The organism is Roseibium sp. AWQ4_290 (assembly GCF_056160985.1).
In genome coordinates, this window is record NZ_JBSWYG010000012.1 from 139,982 (window position 1) to 160,168 (window position 20,187).

At 59.1% G+C, this 20,187-nt stretch carries 15 protein-coding genes; 3 read left to right on the forward strand and 12 right to left on the reverse strand.

Translation table 11 applies throughout. The features are described from left to right. Positions 1-390 precede the first annotated feature (390 nt). The 11 genes from ACXAH0_RS13925 to ACXAH0_RS13975 form a co-directional block, all read right to left on the reverse strand. Positions 391-2,814 (reverse strand): methyl-accepting chemotaxis protein, encoded by a 2,424-nt coding sequence (locus ACXAH0_RS13925; protein ID WP_475192191.1) that lies wholly within the window; start codon positions 2,812-2,814, stop codon positions 391-393. Between the two features lie 213 nt (positions 2,815-3,027). Then, a complete protein-coding gene (locus ACXAH0_RS13930; protein WP_475192193.1) occupies positions 3,028-3,936 on the reverse strand; it encodes a sugar kinase in 909 nt (302 codons plus the stop codon). Between the two features lie 340 nt (positions 3,937-4,276). Further along, the gene (locus ACXAH0_RS13935) at positions 4,277-5,098 is read right to left on the reverse strand and encodes a carbohydrate ABC transporter permease (protein ID WP_475192195.1); all 822 of its coding nucleotides are present in this window, start codon (positions 5,096-5,098) and stop codon (positions 4,277-4,279) included. Then, the gene (locus tag ACXAH0_RS13940) at positions 5,095-5,982 is read right to left on the reverse strand and encodes a carbohydrate ABC transporter permease (RefSeq protein ID WP_475192197.1); all 888 of its coding nucleotides are present in this window, start codon (positions 5,980-5,982) and stop codon (positions 5,095-5,097) included. Before ACXAH0_RS13940 ends, ACXAH0_RS13935 begins: the two co-directional genes overlap by 4 nt. 92 nt (positions 5,983-6,074) lie before the next feature. Beyond that, positions 6,075-7,358, reverse strand: coding sequence for an ABC transporter substrate-binding protein (locus ACXAH0_RS13945; RefSeq protein ID WP_475173837.1), 1,284 nt, complete (start codon positions 7,356-7,358; stop codon positions 6,075-6,077). A gap of 67 nt (positions 7,359-7,425) precedes the next feature. Then, entirely contained in the window at positions 7,426-8,496 is a 1,071-nt protein-coding gene (locus ACXAH0_RS13950; protein ID WP_475192200.1) for an ABC transporter ATP-binding protein, read from the reverse strand. Further along, the gene (locus ACXAH0_RS13955; protein ID WP_475192202.1) at positions 8,496-9,284 is read right to left on the reverse strand and encodes a DeoR/GlpR family DNA-binding transcription regulator; all 789 of its coding nucleotides are present in this window, start codon (positions 9,282-9,284) and stop codon (positions 8,496-8,498) included. The genes ACXAH0_RS13950 and ACXAH0_RS13955 overlap by 1 nt, the downstream gene beginning before the upstream one ends. Positions 9,285-9,585: 301 nt before the next feature. Next, positions 9,586-10,677, reverse strand: coding sequence for an ABC transporter ATP-binding protein (locus ACXAH0_RS13960; protein ID WP_475192206.1), 1,092 nt, complete (start codon positions 10,675-10,677; stop codon positions 9,586-9,588). 33 nt (positions 10,678-10,710) lie between these two features. Next, positions 10,711-11,859, reverse strand: coding sequence for a carbohydrate ABC transporter permease (locus tag ACXAH0_RS13965; RefSeq protein WP_475173831.1), 1,149 nt, complete (start codon positions 11,857-11,859; stop codon positions 10,711-10,713). Further along, entirely contained in the window at positions 11,859-13,100 is a 1,242-nt protein-coding gene (locus ACXAH0_RS13970; protein WP_475192208.1) for a carbohydrate ABC transporter permease, read from the reverse strand. Before ACXAH0_RS13970 ends, ACXAH0_RS13965 begins: the two co-directional genes overlap by 1 nt. Before the next feature lie 145 nt (positions 13,101-13,245). Next, positions 13,246-14,613 carry an ABC transporter substrate-binding protein gene (locus tag ACXAH0_RS13975; protein ID WP_475192211.1) on the reverse strand — a complete coding sequence of 456 codons (1,368 nt, stop codon included), beginning with the start codon at positions 14,611-14,613 and terminating at the stop codon, positions 13,246-13,248. Positions 14,614-14,863: 250 nt separating this feature from the next. On the opposite strand from ACXAH0_RS13975, the gene ACXAH0_RS13980 reads away from it, so the two are divergent. Continuing rightward, positions 14,864-15,901 (forward strand): LacI family DNA-binding transcriptional regulator, encoded by a 1,038-nt coding sequence (locus ACXAH0_RS13980; RefSeq protein ID WP_475173825.1) that lies wholly within the window; start codon positions 14,864-14,866, stop codon positions 15,899-15,901. Between the two features lie 63 nt (positions 15,902-15,964). On the opposite strand, the gene ACXAH0_RS13985 is transcribed toward ACXAH0_RS13980, so the two are convergent. Continuing rightward, the gene (locus tag ACXAH0_RS13985; RefSeq protein WP_475192212.1) at positions 15,965-16,630 is read right to left on the reverse strand and encodes a GntR family transcriptional regulator; all 666 of its coding nucleotides are present in this window, start codon (positions 16,628-16,630) and stop codon (positions 15,965-15,967) included. A 931-nt stretch (positions 16,631-17,561) separates the two neighbouring features. On the opposite strand from ACXAH0_RS13985, the gene ACXAH0_RS13990 reads away from it, so the two are divergent. Further along, on the forward strand, positions 17,562-19,040 hold the full coding sequence (locus ACXAH0_RS13990) for a TolC family outer membrane protein (protein ID WP_475192213.1): 1,479 nt from the start codon (positions 17,562-17,564) through the stop codon (positions 19,038-19,040). 144 nt (positions 19,041-19,184) lie between these two features. Beyond that, positions 19,185-20,132, forward strand: coding sequence for a 2-hydroxyacid dehydrogenase (locus ACXAH0_RS13995; protein WP_475192214.1), 948 nt, complete (start codon positions 19,185-19,187; stop codon positions 20,130-20,132). The last annotated feature ends 55 nt before the right edge of the window (positions 20,133-20,187 follow it).

Consider the following 20,187-nt stretch of genomic DNA (forward strand, 5'->3'; position numbering starts at 1 on the left):
GGCTGAAAACCAACCGGCAAAAAGAAGAACGTCCTGAGACCAAGCGCAATTGATCCTGGCCTTTTTTGACCGCGCTTGGAGGGTCTTCGGCCAGGAGCGCGTCGCAGGTCGATGCGGGATATCGGGCCAGACGTGCGGCAACGTCCGAAGTTCCTCCGAGCACGGCCTCTGGGCGCGGCATCTGTCCGCGGCCTCTGTGCGCGGCCTCTGGGCCCCGTATCCAACCAAAGGCCATCGTTGCAGCGCATTACCCGGTCAACCAGACCGGGTCGCGCGATGCGCTGCGCCGTCGAACGGAAACGGAGCATCAAAGAGGCCATGGGCAACTGCGCGTGCTATCCGGCCACCAGTTTGCCGCCTTGGCGCAAACCGCGTTTTTTCCGGAAGCCCCTAAGCGGCGATCAGAATGTGGTCTTCTGCAAGAGCGCTCGTGAACTCCACCCCGCAGCCCGTATCCGTCTGCCGGACGACCCTGGCCTGCAGCTGGCTACCGTCATCAAAGTCCAAAGTGATACTTTCGCCGATCTCCAACCCTTGCTGAACCTGGATCAAGGCACCGGTCCGGCTGACATCACCGAGCTGAACTGAATGAATGCTGCCATTCTTGCGCGTGAGCGTCACATTGTCCGAAACCGCCTTTCGGGCTGCGCCGCGCCGGTCTTCCACATCCCGTGTGACAGCGCTCAGGAACCGTTCCACCTCTTCTGACAGGAGGGTGCTGGCATCGGACACCAGGTCGGAGGCGGTTTTGACCGCACCGGTTTCCTCCGCCGTCTGCAGCACCGCGCCGGACACGGAAGCCATGCCGGTTTCTGCTTCTCCAGTACTCTCGCTGGCGGATCTTGCAGAGCGGGCAATCTCTTGATTGGCAGCCCGCTGTTCTTCAATGGCTCCGGCGACAGAGCTGGTCAGAGACCGGATTTCCTCAACCTTCTCACCGATATGACCAATGGCCCCCGCCGCGTCCTTTACGGAAGTCTGGATGCCCGTGATCTGGCCGGAGATCTCATCGGTGGCCTTGGAGGTCTGTTCGGCCAGTTCCTTGACCTCGGACGCAACCACGGCAAAGCCACGCCCGGCTTCGCCAGCCCGCGCTGCCTCAATCGTCGCGTTCAGGGCCAGAAGGTTGGTCTGCTCGGCGATATCACGGATCAGATTGACGACGCTGCCAATGTGTTCGGCTGCCTCCGACAGGGTCTGAACATTCTGGTTGCTCGCCTCTGCGGCTTCCACCGTCTCCGTAACGATCCGGGTGGTCGCCTCGGTCTGGTTGGCAATTTCCTGAACGGTCGCAGTCATTTCCTCCGTCGCAGCCGCAACTGCGGCAACATTTTCAGAGGCGTTTCTGGAGGCAGAGCCAGCCTGATCCGTTTCCGAACTGGCATTGTTCGCAAGTTCGCCGAGCGTGTCCGCCGATTGGCGCATCCTGCCCATCTGGTCTGCGACGGTTTCCAGCCGTTCGGACATGGTCCCCTTGAAACCGTTGATCAATTCTTCAAGGAACTTCTGCCGCTGGCGTTCCTTGTCCCGGTCGCCCCGGGCAAAGGCTTCCAGTTTCCGGCGTTCAATGGCGTTGTCCTTGAACACCTGGACCGCCCGGCTCATATCGCCGATCTCGTCCGCACGCTCCGCGCCGGCCAAATCCACCTTCACATCCCCGCCCGCAAGCCGGGCCATCACATCCACAAGCCCGGTAATGGGCGTTGTGATCATGCGGGCTGCGAAGAGCCCAACAAAGGCTGCAACAGCGATCAAAAGGCTCCCGACCAGGAACATGCGGTTGCGCATGTCAATCACCGGCGCAATCGCTTTGCTATAGGCCTGTATGGCCAAAAGGAGATAGTGATTGCCGCGATACTCGAACCGGATGGCTTCGGCATCCATCAGCTCTCCACGGTGCATCTGCGCATAGCCGAAACTTTGGCCCTTGGCCTTGGCCTCGTCCACAATCGGACCTTCGATCCGGGTTTCCAGAATGTCGTTGACATCAGGCGTATAGCTGCTGTCGTTGCGCATCAGACCGTCTTCACCGATCAGCACAAGCTCACCGGTTTTGCCCAGACCCAAATTGTGGCGCATCAGTTCGTTGATCTTGTCAACCGGCATCTGGAAGGCCAGAACCCCAATCGTCTTGTTGTTCCCATCGATCACCGGATGTGCCATGAAACTGGCCGGCGCATCCGCACTGGGGCCATAAGGCGCGAAATCTTCAAAGGCCACGTCACTATGTGCCGTGATTTTCATCGCGTCCCGGTAAACTTCCCCGAGATCGGAGTCCGCCCATTTGCCCCCGCCTGCCTCAAAATTGGTGGCGTAGTCCAGTTCCTTGAAGACGGAATAGATCAGGTTGCCCTTGGTGTCGAAGAGGAAGACATCATAAAAACCTTCATCCTGCTGCAGCTTGTGAAACCAGGGATGAAAGCGGGCATGCACCGCATCATAGGAAGAGCCACTGTCTGCAGCATAGAGCTTGTCTTTCTCGCCTGTCGGGTGGGGGTTGTCCGAGATATAGGCCCGCTGAAGCTCGGCCTCCATATCGGTTCCCGCAGCAGACATCTCCTGCCAGGCCTTGGAAAACGCTTCGACAGCCGAAGCTGTGCCCGGATTTTCCGCAATCAACACGAGCTCACGTTCAATCGTTTCCAGATAGGACCGGATTTCATCAGATCCGGTTTCCGCCGCTGCCAGAAGACGCTGTCTGGTAAGCTCTTCTATGCTGGCGGCCGATGTCATGTAACTGGCAACTCCGATGCCAATACCAACGACCGCAGCTACGCCGGCCACCAAAGCGGGAATCTTTTTGGAAAGTCGCATGTCTTCATGTCTCCTTCCTCAAGGAGAAAGCTAGTCTTTCAAAGAATTTTTCCTTAATCTAAAATCAAGCACCAAAAGAAACATTAACGAAACACATGAGATCGACCCAATAAAATAAGCAATTATGCTCACTTTATTTCAAAATTTCTATAATTATACTATAAGTAAATTTAACTAGGCGCGCACTCACTCGCAGTTTTAAAATAAAGGTCTTTAAACCGTCTCGATGCAGTCCACCAGCGCGCCCCGGTGCTGGATCACGGTTCCAGCCAGTTTCGCTCCGGCCGCCACACTGGAGGACACGGACCCGCTAACCAGATAGTCCGCCAGGAAGGCTGCGTTGAAACTGTCCCCCGCTGCTGTTGTATCGACCACGGTTTGAACTGGAGCTGGCTGGAACCTCTGCCGTTCAGTTTTTGAGGCACAGATCACTTCCTGCGGGCCGTTCTTGACAACGGCCATGCCTGCTCCGGCCGCAAGATACCGGTCCACGCTTTCCTCGGCGTTTGCGTCGCCAAAATGAGTCAGCTCATCCTCAAAGGACGGCATGACAAGGTCACAATGGCTGGCCGCCTCCCTCACACGCGCCCGCATCGTCTGCGCGTTCTCCCAAAGACGCGGCCGCAGATTGGGGTCGAACGCTGTCCTGGCTCCGGCCCGGCGGGCCGCTGCCAGAGCCTCAAAAAAGATCTGCCGGTCCGCGTCTGGCAAAATGGCCAGTGTAATACCGCTGAAATAGATCAGATCGGCACCGGAAAAGCTTTTGTGCAAGAAATCAGCCTGCTCCGCCAGACAGCGGGCCGCTGCCTGAGACCGCCAATAGGCAAAACTGCGCTCGCCGTCTTTCAGCTGGATCATGTAGAGGCCAACCGTCCTGTCCTCCATCCGGCGGATCGCCGAAACATCAAGGTCCGACTCTTCCAGAAAGGCGAGCATCCGGTCCGACACCTGGTCCTGTCCAACGGCTGTTACATATCCAACCGTCCACCCGGCCGGCAGGCATTTGCGCGCATACCAGGCGGTATTCAGCGTGTCACCGGCAAAGCCCATGGCATAGGTTCCCTGGCCGGTCGGCGCCATCTCGACCATACATTCTCCAACGGCCAGAAACCTTTTCGACACAACAGCTCTCCTTTGAAACCACCTGAAACTTCAGATTGAGAACCCCGGCTTTTCCGGGATTTAAATCCATTTAAAAGCGGAGTGTGTTCATAGCATGAAACGGGGCCGGGTCAATTCCGGCAACCACTCGTCCCCCCCCTCACCCAACAAGATCCTATTCGAGCGTGTCCTGAGAACGATGTGCAAGGAGCGTGTCACAGGGCGATGTGGGGCATCGTTCAGGAGGCGCGACACGGCGGAACGCATTCATGCCGTGGCCTCAGGGGCCTTTTTAGGTGAGCTTGGCATCAGGACCGGGAAAGGCACAGGCAGAAGCCCTGCCCAAAACAGGATCACCCGGCTATTTGATGCCCGCGCGCATGAAGCTCTGAACGAACTGGCGCTGGAACAGGAGAAAGGCGATCAGCAACGGACCTGAGGTCATCAGAGTCGCCGCATTGATCACCGACCATTCAATGCCGCTGTCAATGGCAGAAAAGATGCTCAGACCAACGGTGACCGGCCGTGTTTCCACCGAGTTGGTAACAATCAGCGGCCACAGGAAATTGTTCCAGTGGTGGCTGACGGAGACCAGCCCGTAGGCAAGATAGGTCGGTTTGGCGAGCGGAATATAGACCTTCCACAAGACACCGAGAAACGAGGCGCCTTCAATGCGTGCAGCCTCGTCCAGTTCCTTCGGAATGGTCATGAAGGTCTGGCGCAGCAGAAAAATGCCGAAGCCGGAGGCGATATAGGGCAGCGCAATCGCCGGGATCGTATCAACCAGATCCAGCAGGCGCATGGTCTGGTAGTTTTCGACCATCAGGATGTCCGGCATCACCAGAAGCTGCAGCAGCACCAATGCGAAAAAAAGATTGCGGCCCGGGAAGGAAAAACGGGCAAAAGCATAGGCGGCCAATGTGCACAGGAAAAACTGCCCGGCCAGGATCATCGTAACCAGCACAAAGGTGTTGAAGAAATACCGCGCAAAGGGGGCCGCAGCCCAGGCGCTGGCGAAATTGTCCAGCGTCAGCGGCGCGAAGAGATCGAACCGGGCTTCATAGGCCGCCGGATGAATGGCGGTCCAGACCGCATAGGCGAGCGGCAGCACCCACAGGATCGCCAAGGCCCAGGCGGCCACCGTGTTCAGGGCCCGGTCAACAATCTGAGAAGCGCCGGTCATTTGTAATGTACCTTGCGGTCAAAGAAGAAGAACTGGCCAATCGCCAGCAGCGACAGCAGCAACAGCAGAGCCACGGTCAGGGTGGCCCCATAGGCCGTCTCCCAGAAGCGGAACGCCACCTCATAGATGTAGAAGAGCAGCAGAGCGGAGGCATTGTCCGGACCGCCATTGGTCAGAATGAAGATGTGGTCCACCAGACGGAAAGAATTAATCACCGCATTCACACTGACAAACAGGGTCGTCGGCATGAGCAGGGGAAAAGTGATCCGCCAGAACACCGTCCAGCGCCCGGCCCCTTCAATCTGCGCCGCTTCCTTCAAAGACACCGGGATGGCCTGCAGGGCAGCCAGATAGAAGATCATGAAGAAACCGGCTTCCTTCCAGACCGTGACGACAATGATGGCATTGAGCGCAGTGTCAGGACTGCCGAGGTAGTTGCTGGCGGGCCAGCCGAACAGGGTGCCCGTGATCTGGTCGAACAGACCGAAACCTGGCGTATAGAAAAACAGCCAGATATTTGCGACCGCAATCAGTGGCAGCACCGTGGGGGTGAAATAGGCCATGCGCACGAAAGACCGTCCGGCCAGCCTGTCATTCACCCAAAGGGCCATGACAATGGCCAGGGCGATGGAAAGCGGGATCGTGCCGGCGGCAAACCAGACATTGTTCCACAAGACCTTCCAGAAGACCGGGTCGTGGAGCATGCGCTCGTAATTGTCGAGCCCGATGAACTTGGCAGCCCGGCGCCCGCGCGGTGTGGAATAGAAACTGTTGATCAGAGTCGCAACAGCGGGAATATGCGTGAAGGCAAACAGAAACACCATTGCCGGCAGCAACAGCAGCCAGCCATAGATCCATTCCCGTTTCACCGTCACAGCGCGCATGTCAACAGCCCGGTTTTTTTAAAAGTCAAAGCCTGTAAAGGCCAGGGACAGAGCGCCGGATCAAAGCCCGGCGCTCCGCGTCTCAGAGCCGCCTAGCGGTATTCGGCCAGAATGGCGTCGGCTTCAGCCTGGGCATCTTTCAAAGCCGTGGCCGCATCCTTGGTGCCTGTGATGGCAGCAGCCAGGGCATCGTTGAAGATGCGCACAACACGCTGGTTCTGGTAGGTGGACAGTTCCGCCTTGGCATAGTCAAGCTGGTCCCGGGCCACCAGAGCCGGCGGGAAGTCAGCCGTATAGGCTTTCATCGTGTCCGTGTCCCAGGTCTCCGGACGCGGCGCCACATAGCCGGTGGCAATGGTCCACTTGGCGGACTGTTCCGGAGCCGTGATCCACTGAACGAATTTCACGGCTGCCGCGCTCTGTTCCTTGGACGCGCCCTTGAACAGATAGAAGTTGCCGCCACCAGTCGGTGCCCCGCGCTGGACCTTTTCCGGCAGCATGGCCACACCGAACTCGAACGGCGCATTGTTGCGCACATTGGTCAGGTTGCCGGTGGAGGTCCACATCATGGCCGTCTGGCCTTCAAAGAACGCTTTCGGTGTTGCACCCCATTCGATGATGCCCGGCGCCATGACCTTGTATTTGGTGCTCAGGTCAACGAGATATTGCAGGGCTTCGACCACTTTCGGATCATCAAAATTGGTCTGGTTGCCTTCCGCATTGGCGAGGGTCGCGCCGTTTTCAATGGCAAGGCCCTGGAACAGCCAGTAGGGGAACCCGGAGGACGGAATGCGCACACCCCATTGGGTGACATTGCCGCTGGCGTCGGTCTTGGTCAGCTTCTTGCCGAATTCAACCATGTCATCCCAGGTTGCCGGGGCAACCTCCGGATCAAGACCGGCTTCCTTGAACGCTTCCTTGTTCCAGTAAAGGACCGGCGTGGAGCGCTGGAACGGGATGCCATAGGTCTTGCCGCCGGTCTGGCTGTTTTCCATGAAAGCCGGATAGAAACCGCCCAGCCACGCCTTGTCTTCGGCTTCCGTGAGGTAGTCATCAAAGGGGGTGATCAGGTCTTCATCGATCAGCGTGAACATGTCGGTGGACAGGATCACGGAGAGCTGGGGCGGGTTGCCGCCGCGCGCGGCGGTGATCGCCTTGGCGACCGTATCCTGGTAGGAACCGGCATAAACGGCGTCGATGGTCACATCCGGGTTCTGGGCGACATAGGCGTCGGTCAGCTCCTGGATGGTCTCGGCAGCCTTGCCGCCAACAGCGACGGGGAAATAGAATTGCAGATCAACAGCCTGAGCAGACGCCCAGGTGCTGACAGTAAGCGCCGTTGCAGCAACGGCCTTCAGGAAAGTCGACTTCAACATCCATTCACTTCCTAAGGTTTGAACATCCGCATCATTGCGGCTGGTCTACGCAGGCGCGCGCAGTCGGTCAGGAACGCAGCCGCGTTCCAAATTCCAAAACAAGGTCATCCCGGCGCCGGCCCGTATCGGCGTCAAAAACATGAAGCGCTTCCGGCGCAAAGCCGAGGTCAATCGTCTCACCGGGCTGGACAGGCCGTGTGGTCGGCAGACGCACCTGAAACGAGGTGTCCGCGACAACACAATCGGCCAGAACATCCGCCCCCAGATATTCCACAGCCCGGATTTTGGCGGTAACCGGTCCGCCCTCTTCAACAAACATGGCCTCCGGGCGCAGGCCGAGCTGGAAATCCGGCGCAGTCGACAGTTTCTTGAGCGCATTTGCCGGAAACAGGTTCATGGGCGGCGTGCCGATGAATTTTGCCGCGAATGGATTGGCCGGGCGCTCATAAAGCTCCCGGGGCGCAGCCGCCTGCACCAGCTGCCCCTGATTGAGCAGCACCACCTGGTCGGCCATGGTGATCGCTTCCACCTGGTCATGGGTCACATAGACCATGGTGAACCCGAGCTGTTGCTGAAGAGCGCGGATTTCAAGGCGCATTTCATGCCGCAGTTTCGCATCCAGGTTGGACAGGGGCTCATCCATCAGGCAGATCGGCTTTTCGCCGATAATCGCCCGGCCAAGGGCAACACGCTGTTGCTGGCCGCCGGACAACTGGCCCGGCTTGCGGTCCAGAAGGCCTGACAGACCCAAAAGATCCGCCACCTTCTTGAGACGCGTGTCCCGTTCGGCCCGGCCGACACGGCGGACCTTGAGCCCGAAAATGATGTTTTCCGCAACGCTCAGATGGGGAAACAGCGCATAAGACTGGAACACCATGGACAGGTCGCGCTTGGGAGACGGCAGACCGGTTACGTCGCTGCCGCCGATCAGGATGGTCCCCTTGCTGACGCTTTCCAGCCCTGCAATCATACGCAAGGTGGTGGACTTGCCGCAGCCGGATGGCCCCAGAAGCGCCGTGAACGAACCCGCCGGAATATCAATCGACAGCGCGTCCACCGCCACGACCTCGTCCCAGATGCGCGAGACCTCTTCAAGAGAAATGGGTTTCCCGGCGGCCGCCAGACTGGTGTCCGCCATCACGTCCGGGCCCCTTCAACCGCCACAAAGACCTCGGTTGCCGATCCGTCCAGATTGTCCAGATAGGCACCGGGCACCGGCCGGTCAGTGAAAATGGCATCGACATCCCGCAAATGCCCGCCGCGCACATGGGCATTGCGGCCGAACTTGCTACGGTCGAGCACCAGATAGGATTTGCGGCAATTGGCCAGGATCGACTGGCGGGCGGCTACCTCATCCTCATGGAAATCGAGCAGAGTGCCGTCCTCATCCACCCCGGCAACACCAAAGATGCCGATATCGACCTTGTAGTTGGAGAAAAACGCCTGAGCGGCAGATCCGAGAATGTCCCGGTCGCCATGGCGCAGGCGCCCCCCGGCAATAGTCACCTGAAAGGTCGGGTTGCTGGAAGCCGTAAAAGCCACATTCAGATTGTTGGTGAAGATGGCCAGATTCTCATGGCTGCTCAGCGCCTGCATGACGATTTCCGGCGTTGTGCCAATGGAAAAGGCCAAGGACTGCTGGTTTTCGACCTTGCTGGCCACCAGGTGTGCGATCAGCTGCTTTTCCGGCAGTTTCAGGATCTGGCGGGTGGAATAATGGATGTTGGAGGCTGGGGCTGGCGGCTCGACGCCGCCATGGGTCCGGCGCAGGATACCCTGTTCGCACAGGCCGTTTACATCCCTGCGGATCGTCTGGGTTGTCACCTCGAACCGCTCGGCCAATTCCTCAACAGAGGCGAAGCCCGTCTCTTGCACGAGATCGGCAATCTCGGCCTGACGTTTTGATATATCCACCTGTCCCAGCATAGATCCCAATTCCGAATACCTTTTGACCCGTTGCTCCCAGACCGAAGGCTAGGCTGAGTCAGGCACGCCGCAGTGACGTGAACACGATCACTTCGCAGAAGCGATAAATCATTTTCATATGAACCTTATTCGACGTTCATATGAAAATGATATGACATTTTCAGAGGGAAGGTGAAGACCAGCCTATGCACTGGCCGGGTGGCCCTGCTGCGCAGCCACCTCAAACAGTTTTGCCGCGCCGGGTTCGCCAGTTTTCTGACGCTAAAGCGCCGGGCTCACTGAGACAGATGACCTGCCGGGCCTACCGGTAGAGGAACGACTTGCCCGCACTGTCAAACAGATGCAGCTTGTCCGGAGCGGCCGCCAGGCGAAGTTCGGTGCCCTTGGCAATCTTCTGTATGCCAGGCAATTTGGCAATGAAAGCGTCCTGCCCGTCACGGCGCGCGAAATAAAGCACTGTGGTCTCGCCCAGGGCTTCCACGATCTCCACTGTGGCCGAGACCAGATAATTGTCACCGTCTGTCAGCTGCAGGTCTTCCGGCCGCACCCCCACTTTCACCGCTGCATTCAGATCCGCGTCCCGGGACGCAATCGGCACCTGTGCATGGCCCTGATCGGGCATCTGCACGGCGGTCGTCTCTCCGGTGCCGGTGACAACCGCTTCCACAAGGTTCATGGCAGGTGAGCCGATGAACTGGGCCACGAAGGTGTTGGCCGGACGCTCGTAAAGCTCCAGCGGCGCACCGAACTGCTCCACATTGCCCCCATGCAGCACCACGATCCGGCTGGCCAGCGTCATGGCCTCCACCTGGTCGTGGGTGACGTAGATCATCGTGCTGTCCGGCATGCTTTCCTTCAGCTGGGCAATCTCGATCCGGGTCGCTACACGCAGGGCCGCATCCAGATTGGACAAGGGCTCATCAAACAAGAACACCTTCGGGTCCCGCACAATGGCCCGGCCAATGGCCACCCGCTGGCGCTGCCCCCCTGACAGGGCCTTGGGCAGCCGGTCGAGAAACTTCGTCAGCTGCAGGGTTTCCGCAGCGCTGCGCACCGCCCGGTCGATTTCCTCCCGGGACTTGTGGGCCAGTTTCAAAGCAAAGGCCATGTTGTCATAGACCGTCATATGCGGATAAAGCGCATAGGACTGGAACACCATGGCAATGCCCCTTTGGGCGGGCGGCACGTCATTGACCACAACATCGTCGATTTCAAGCATGCCGCCGGTGATTTTTTCCAGTCCGGCTATCATGCGCAAAAGGGTCGACTTGCCGCAACCGGACGGGCCGACAAAGACGACCAGCTCGCCCTTTTCGATCTCCAGATCGATGTTGCGCAGAACCTCAACCTCGCCATAGGACTTGCTGACATTCTTCAAGGACAAGGAGGTCATGCCTGCGGTTCCCCAGTTCGTATCTTGTTCATATTATTTGACCGAGCCCGCCAGGAGCCCGCGCACCAGATAGCGCTGCATCGCGAAGAACACGCCGAGCGGCACGGCAATGGACACAAAGGCGGCCGTCGCCAGGATTTCCCAGTTGCCGCCCCGTGTGCCCAGAAGCTCGACAATCTGGTTGGTCATCACCGTGGTTGAGCCAGTTGCATCGATCAGGAACACCTTGGCCACCAGAAGATCGTTCCAGGTCCACAGGAACTGGAAGATGGCAAAGGAGGCCAGCGCCGGAAAGCTCAAGGGCAGGATGATGCGGGTGAAGATCTGGAAATCCGTCGCCCCGTCCACCTTCGCATTCTCGATGATATCGCGCGGCAGGCCGACCATGTAATTGCGCAGCAGATAGACCGCGAGCGGCATGCCGAAGGCCGTATGCGCCAGCCAGACCCCAAGATACCCCTTGCCGATCCCGATCCCCAGATGCAAACGCAACAGCGGGATCAGCGCCAACTGCAAAGGCACGACCAGAAATCCGACCACGGCCGCAATCAGAAGGGCGCGACCGGGAAACTCCATCCAGGCCAGCGCATAGGCAGCAAAGGCAGCAACGACAATGGGAATGATCGTTGCCGGAATTGTCACCGTCAGCGTGTTGAAGAAAGCCTTGGCCATGTTGTCCTGGCCCGTGCCGGAAAACAGAATCGTACGGTAGTTGTCCAGGGTGAAATCCGGCGGCACGGTCGCAGTTATGAAGATCCGCTGCCCCCGCCCGGAGAGCTGTTTGTCCGACCCGCGCCAGACATAACTGCCATCATCCTTCAAGGTGACGGTTTCCCCGCCCTTCATTTCAGCCACATCGCCGGGCTGATAGGCATCAACCGCCCGGGAGGAGACACCCCAAGCCAGGATCTCACGCGGAGCTCCGTCGAAGATGGTGCCGCGCACCACATAACCGTCCCCGTCGGCCACCCGGTGGTCATCAGGGTCGGCGGCCCGGTAAACCTCGTTCTGTTCGGCCGGGAACAGGGCAGCCCACCAGCCCGAACTGGAAATCTGGTCCGCGGTGCGGAAAGAGGACACAAACAGGCCCACGGTTGGAAACAGCCACAGCAGCACAAGGATCAGAACTGAGAGGTGAACGGCCCAGGTCAGGCTCGACTTCTTGCCGGCAATGCGACCCATCACTTCATCTCCTTGCGCGCATTATAGACGTTCCAGACAAGGATCGGGGTCACCAGCAGCATGATGACGATCGCGCTGGCCGAACCGACGCCCCAGTCATTGGCGCGGAACAGCTTGTCATACATGTAGTTGGCCAGAACCTGGGTCTCCCACTGGCCGTTGGTCATGGCAAAGACGATGTCGAACACTTTGAGAACCGTCAGCGTGATCGTGGTCCAGACCACCACGATGGTCCCCATGATCTGCGGCACCTTGATCTTGAAGAAGATCTGAAACGGATTGGCCCCGTCGACAATGGCCGCCTCCACGGTTTCCTCCGGAATGCCGCGCAGCGCCGCGGACAAGATCACCATGGCAAAGCCCGTCTGGATCCAGATCAGCACCACCATCAGGAAGAAATTGTTCCAGAATGGCAGGGTCAGCCAGGTCTGCGGTGCGCCGTAGGGAAGTTCGACAATCCAAAGGCTCACAAGCGAGGTGAGCGACACATAAAGAAGCCAGAGCGCGGCGCCGGCGACCAGAAGGCGCAAGGGCAGAAGCCAGACCGACATGTCCTCCCCCTGTGCCACAATCGCGCGCACGAACGACCAGGAAACGGAGGCCACCACAATTGCAAAGCCAATCAGCAGGACCGACGGCAACACCTGCAGCAGCAGGATGGAGCCGATCCCGCCATCCAGCTTCAGCCAGATGGCATTCAAAATGCCGATCTGGTTCTGGTCTTCCGGGCGGGTGTCATAGATCAGCTTGAAAATGACCGATGCCCCGACAAAGGAAATCGCCATCGGCATGAAAATAAGGGACTTGGCCAGGTTGCCCCAGCTGATGCGGTCGGTGAGCTGGGCCACCAGCAGGCCGAACGCGGTCGAGACCGCCGGAACGACGATCAGCCAGAGCATGTTGTTGCGCACCGCTTCCCAGAATTTGGGCTCATCCATCATCTGGCGGTAATTGGCCAGGCCCACAAAGGCGCCGCCCTGATCCCGGTCGGTCAGCGACAGGCGCAAGGTTTCAAAGACGGGATAGGCCAGGTAGAGCGCAAGGGCGAACAGGGCTGGAAACAGGAACAACCAGGGGCGGATCATGTTCGCCCGGTTGATGTTCCGCCCGGCATTCGGCCCGGAGGCGGGAAAGAGCACCTTGTCGAGAAACAGGTTCGACAGAAAAAAATATCCGAGACAGGCACCGACCCCGAACACAATGGTCGTCAGGCCCAAAAGAGCCGGATTGTCCGCGAACATGAACGCTCCCTCCCTGTTCTTCTGCCGGAGACCTCCCGGCCAGGCCGGGGGCTCCTTGTTTTTGGGATAAGGGGCCGATGGGGAACGGTGCCTTATCCTGCAGACCCGGCGGACCTTATGGCCCTGCCGGTATTTCAGTGCGTTCTTATTTCAGAGCGTCCCAGCTTTCCTGGATCTGCTTGGCGACCGTGGCCGCATCCTTGCCGCCGGTATAGTCGACCATACCGGTCCAGAACGTGCCGGCCCCCACAGCGCCCGGCATCAGGTCCGAGCCGTCAAAGCGGAATGTGCTGGCATTGACCAGAATTTCCCCCTGCTTACGCAGCGTGTCATCCTTATAGGCCTGCGGATTGGCCCCCTTGTGCGGTGTCAGGAAACCGGTCTGGGCCATCATCACCTCGTGGGCGATCGGCAGCTGGAAGAACTTCATCAGTTCATTCGTTGCATCAGAGGGATTGGTGATCGCCATCAAAGTGCCGCCCCCCAGCACCGGACTGCCGAGATCCTTGTCCGCATAGGAGGGGAAATAGAAGAAGTCGACATCACTGCCAAATTCCACACCTTCCGGGAAAAAGGCCGGAACGAAGGATGCCTGACGGTGCAGGTAGCATTGCGGCGGCGAGGAGAAGAGACCTTTCGGGCTGTCCCGGAAATCAGTGGACGCCACTGCACTGGCCCCGCCGGCCACTTTGGCATCATCGCGGGCGAACCAGCCGAATTCCTCAATGGCGCCAACCACACGCGGATCGTCAAACGGGATTTCGTTGGCCACCCACTGGTCATAGACATCAGCGGGCTGGGTGCGCAGCATCAAGTCTTCCACCCAGTCGGTTGCCGGCCATCCCGTGGCCGCGCCAGATCCGAGCCCGATGCACCAGGGCGTTTCCCCATCAGCAACGATCTGCTCGGTAAGCCCTTTCAGGTCTTCCATCGTGTCCGGCACTTCATAACCGGCATCTTCAAAATTCTCCGGCACATACCAGACAAGGCTCTTGACGTTGACATTGTAGAAGAAACCGAACAGCTGGTCTTTGCCGTCCGCATCCTTGTAGGTGCCGAGGTCCACCCAGCTGTCGCCCGCGCCGTAATTTTCGGCAATCCAGCTGCCCATGCCCTCCGGCAGGGGCTTCAAAAGGCCGCGCGAGGCCATGTCTGCTGCGAGGCCCGGCTGCGGAAACACTGCAATATTGGGCGCCGCGCCAGCCTCCGCATCGATAACGATCTGCTGTTCGAAGGAATCGGAGCCCGTATAGATGACCTCAGCGCCGGTGGCATCCGTAAAATAGGCCAGCACATTGCGGAAATAACCGTCTTCCGGCTGCAGCCAGGGACCCGCGATCGTCACGGTCTGGCCGCTCAGATCCGGTGCATTTTCCTTCCAGCTTGCGTAGCTGTCCCAGTTGAAAGGACCATCTCCCGGCGCGAATTTCAGCGCCCCTGCCTGTGACGCTACGGAATCCAGCGCAACACCAAGCACCAAGCCTGCTGCGCAAGCCATCAAACGAGTTTTCATGTCAGTCCTCCCAGATTGGTCCTTTTACGGAACCTTCCCTTTAAAGTGGCACACTTGGCCGGGCATCTGCAATACCGGGGCCCCTCTCCCCTGCATCAAACCAACCGGAACCCGGCACCCAAACCGCTTTGGATTTCGCGATTACCATGTCGCCGCGCTTCTGTCTTGTCAAGCGAACAAGACGCGAATTATGGTTGTCTTTTCAAGAACCCGCTGCCGGGAGTTCGCAGTCACAGCGTTTTGAGCATTCATGAGCAAAAATGTTAATCTCAAGGAATTATCGCACCGGCTGAATCTGTCCCAGACAACCGTCAGCCGCGCGTTGAACGGCTATCCGGAAGTCAGCGCGAAGACGCGCCGCCGGGTGACAGAGATGGCGGACAGGCTTGGCTATGCGCCGAACAGCCAGGCCCGGCGCCTTGCCACCGGGCGCTCCATGGCCATTGGTCACGTAATTCCCCGCTCGATCCATGAAATGATGAACCCGATTTTTCTGGAATTCATTGCCGGGGCCGGAGAGACTTACTCCAGGCACGGCTATGACATGATCATCAGTGTGGTGGATGACGATCAGGAAACCGAGGCCTATCGGCAAATTGCGAACCGCAAGAAGGCGGATGGCGTGATCATCCATGGCCCGGCAGCGGAAGAACAGCGGCACAAGCTGCTGGGGGAGCTTGGCCTGCCCTTTGTGGTGCACGGGCGCATTCCAGGCGTGGAATCTGAAACCTGCTGGATCGACATGAACAACCGGCGGGCCTTTGAGCGGGCAACCAGCCTTCTGCTTGATCTCGGCCACACGCGCATTGCGCTCTTGAACGGAATGGAACAGATGGATTTCGCCCAGCGCAGGCGCCAGGGCTTTGAAGAGGCCCTGGAAGCCCGGGGCCTGAAACCCGACCCCGCCCTCATGCGCAGCGCCGAAATGACCGAACCATACGGCTGCAACAGCACCCTTGAGATGCTCCGCCTCGACACACCTCCCACAGCCTTTCTGGTCTCCTCCATGATCACCGCCATTGGAGTGGCCCGCGCACTCGGGCAATGCGGTCTTGAGCCGGGCAAGGATGTCTCCATCGTGACCCATGACGACGCCCTGTCCTTCTTGCCCAACAGCGGCGCGGTGCCGACTTTCACCTGCACCCGCTCGTCCGTGCGCTATGCCGGACAGAAGGCGGCCGAACTCCTTCTTGAAATGATCGCCGTGCCGGACCGGGAACCCACATTCCTTCACCTGGAAGCCGAGTTGATCCTCGGACAATCGACCGGTCCCGCCCCTGTGTCCTGACAAACGTTCAGATCTGGCCATTCAGGCCAGGGCGTTCAGATCTGGCCATTCAGGCCAGGGCGTTCAGACCTGAGAGAGGCCACTGGATTGCAGAAGATGATCCATCGTCTTCAGACCGCGCTGACGGTGCGCCCGGGACACATCCGCCGCAAGCTCCGCATCTCCAGCTTCAAAGGCCTCGTAAAGGCGTTGATGCTCTTCCACATCCGCTGCCGGTGCCCCGTTGAGGCGCAACAGCACGGAATTTGCCCGAAAGACCTGATCCAGCAGCCCCTGGATCTGCCCCTGGAGCCGCTCGTTGCCGCAGTGTTCGGCGGTCAGCCGGTGCAAGGCATCATCCAGCCTCACCCAGGCACCGATATTGTCCGTTTTCAGAGCCATGTCGCTCTCCATCAGAATCACGCCCATTTTCCGCAAGGCCCGGCTGCGCTCATCAGACGCAGCAATTTTCCGGGCCGCCAGCGCCTCAAGCTCCGCAAGGATCTCGAAGATCTCCCGGATGTCCTTCTTGGTGATCGCAACCACCCGCGCGCCCCGGCGGGGAACAAGATCGACGAGCCCTTCCGCCTCAAGCCGGATCAACGCTTCTCGCACCGGGGTCCGGCTCATGCCGAGCCGGTTGGCAATGTCCGGCTCCGGGGCCTGATAGCCCGGCGGCAGTACCCCTTCGAGTATCTCCCTTTTCAGCCGCTCATAAGCGTTGTTGACCCGCGTGGACTTGGCTTTCACTAGCATCGCCTGACGTTTCCGAAACCTTTTGACATAAAACAATGGACTCAGGGCCTCAGTAAGGCCCCCGAGCGAACAGGCGTGTTTTGCTAGCAAATCAATTCTTGCGCCTTAACGAAAACAGTAAAATTTTAGGAAAACTCTACCGGCCTTGAACACATTTCAGGCAACACCACGAAAAGGCCCAATTTTCGCATTGAAAAATATGAAGAATTTCTGAGATTAACCCAGTAAGAATATCGTCAAAAATACTGATAACAATTCAAAACCGGCATTGTCAGAGACTGCAAAAGCCAGATCCCGGGAACAGGAACGGTCCTGATTAGGAGCCCCCCCTGCAACGGCTGGCCCAGCCCACTGCCGCTTTCTTGAAAGTCAAACAGCCGGCGCGCGCCCAAACCTGCACCAGCCGCCTCTGACGTTAAGAAACCTGAAGTGATGCCAGCCCGTCAACGCGAGCAACTTTGCTCTCTCAGACGCGTCTCTGACAAAATAGAAAGTTCAGGAAATCCGCCACACTTCTCCTTTGCAAAAAGTCTAACGAAGTGAACAGTCAACATCCCCAAAAATATCCAGATTTTCGAAACAAAACACCTTTGAATACACCAGAATAGTCACTTGTACGTATTTCTCCTATTTACCCCAAGCCCCTGAGACTTAATACGTATTTTTTTACATTGGAAATATATGCCCTAGTGGCACTTGGGCAGAATTCACCGTCAAACAGCCCGGCGCGATTACGATTGCTTAACCAAGAAAATTTACTTTGACGAATGACGAAATCAATGGCGCAGCAATGACGTTTTCTTCCGCCTCTTTCAAGCTTTTTCAAGCTGCCAGGGCCCTCCCTGCCGTATTGGCAAGTGGAGCTGCTGCGGGCAGTGCCCTGCTTGTGCCCGGCTCCTTATCCGCCCAGTCCCTGGAAGAGGCGATGGCAGCTGCCTACGCGGTCAATCCTGCCCTTAAGGCGGAACGCTCGCGCTATCAGGCGACCAATCAGGGCGTCTGGACCGCACGCTCGGAGTTCCTGCCAACAGTGACGGGCTCCTATCTGGCCGAACATGATGCGCACCGGCTCGACAGCACCGGCAGCCGGGACCGGTCCTTTTCCCATGAGGTCAATGTCACTGTCTCCCAGACCCTTTTTCAGGGGTTTGCGGGGCTCAACCGGTTGAACCAAGCCCATGAGGAGGCCGCCTCCGGCCGAAATCAGCTGATGGGTGCGGAACAGTCTCTGCTGCTGAACACCGCCGACGCCTATCTTCAGGTCGTGCGTGACCGGGCCATTCTCAACCGGCTGCAGGCCTATACCGCCATCGTTCAACGGGAGGTCAGAGCCGCCCGCGCCCGCTACAAGTCCGGCGATGCGACCCGCACGGACATAGAACAAGCTCTCGCCCGCCTTGCGGAAGCGGAAGGCAACCGGGATCAAGCGATTGGCGATCTGGAAAGTTCTGAAGCCCTTTATGAACGGTTGACCGGCCAGACGCCAGGCAAGCTCGGCTGGCCCGCCATGCCCAAATCGCTCCTGCCGCACAAGGTGGACGAGGCCGTGGCCATTGCGTTGCAGAACAATCCGTCTATCCGCTCTGCAACCGCAGACGCAAGGGCAGCCCGCTATGCGGCCCGCGCTTCCGTGGGGGACATCCTGCCACGCGTGACGCTGGAAAGCGAATGGGAAACCGGATACGAGGACAATCTCGGCACCCAGGATGACGAGGAATTTCGGCTGGGCGTGCGCGTTTCCGCACCGCTCTTTTCCGGCGGGCGCAACATTGCTGCCGTCAAACGCGCAAAGTTCACCGCAGCCCAGGAAGAATATGAATTGGATGACACCCAGCAGATTGTCCGGGAAAACGTCATCCGCTCCATGAAACAACGCACCGCCGCACAGCGCCGCGCCGAGGCCCGCAAGCGTGCTATTGAAGCGAACCGGCGCGCCGTAAAGGGCCTGCAGGTGGAATTTGACAGCGGCCAGCGCTCTCTTCTCGATGTACTGGACGGGGAGCGGGAACTGCTGTCGAGCCGGATCGACTATGTCCGGGCCCGCTATGATGCCCGCATCGCCGATTTCTATCTTCTGGCCAATATTGGCCGCCTGGCCCCCGGGCACTTTTCCATTGTCGAGGACCGGCCCGAACCGGCCGCCCGCCTTGTGCCCGAATTCAACACCTGGGATCTGAGGCTCAGCCCCTCTGGCAGCATCCCCGCTGAGACGGATCTGGCGGACGACCTCACCCTTGCCCCGCTGAGCTACAACGCGGAGACCACCGGATCCGTGGACTGGGTTAGCTGGCCTTACCGCACCGGCGCCCGGTCAGCTTCGGACCTAGGCAGCAAGACCAACCGGACCCGCACACTCTGGAACGCGCTCGCCGCACTGGGACTGCCGCAGTTTCCGTTGAGATAAGCTTGTGGCGGCCTGCCCCAAAGGCTAGGTGTAGCCCCCTGGGCCGTCCTCTGAGGGCTGAAAAGATCCAAGACCGGCGCACTCAGCCCCGCCGGTCAGCCTGTCACATGCCCAAAGCACCCTCCAGCCGTTTCAGGAGCCCCCATGACACCGGTCATCCCTTTCGTGCCCGCCCGCCAGCTGCCAGAGCGGGACATGTGGCAGGCCGCGCTTGCCAGCGCCCTGGGCACCTTTGCCCGTATCACGCCCTTTGAGGAGCTCACACCAGACGAGAGGGCTGCTGCCAAAGTGGCCATCGTGGCCAATCCGGCCCCTGAAGATGTCGCCGCCCTGCCGAACCTGTCCTGGGTGCAAAGCCTGTGGGCCGGGGTGGAACGGCTGACGGCGGACCTGCCAGAAGAGGGGCCGCTGATCGTGCGGCTGACCGATCCGCAACTGGCCGAAACCATGGCGGAAGCAGTTCTCGCCTGGACACTCTATCTCCACCGGGACATGCCCCGCTACCGGCAGCAGCAGGATCAGAAGGTCTGGCTGGAACACAGTCTGAAACTGCCCCGGGAGCGCACGATCGGCGTTCTCGGCCTTGGCAAACTGGGCGAAGCCTCAGCCCGCCGGCTGGCTGCCAACGGGTTTCAGGTTCTGGGCTGGAGCCGCAGCGTGAAGGCGCTGGATGGCCTGACCTGCCTGCATGGCCCGGAAGGACTGACCTGTCTCTTGCAGCACTCAGATATCATCGTCATTCTGCTGCCGCTCACCGATGAAACCAAAGGCCTTATCGGCAAAGCGGCCCTTCAGGACTGCAAACCGGGCGCGGCGGTGATCAATTTCGGGCGGGGTCCGGTTCTGGATAGCAACGCCCTTCTAGAGGCGCTCGACCGGGGCCAGCTCTGCCACGCCGTATTGGATGTTTTCGACGAAGAGCCCCTGCCCACGCAAAGCCCGCTGTGGCAGCATGCGCAAGTAACCGTCCTGCCGCATATTTCCGCGCCGACCGTTCCAGGCACCGCCTGCCGGATCGTGGCGCAGAACATCAAGACCTTTCTGGACAACGGTACTATCCCTGCTTCGGTTGACCGAAAACGGGGATACTGACCTCACACCGGTGGCCGCGTCGCAATAGTGTCAAGGACTGCACCGTATCAGTCTG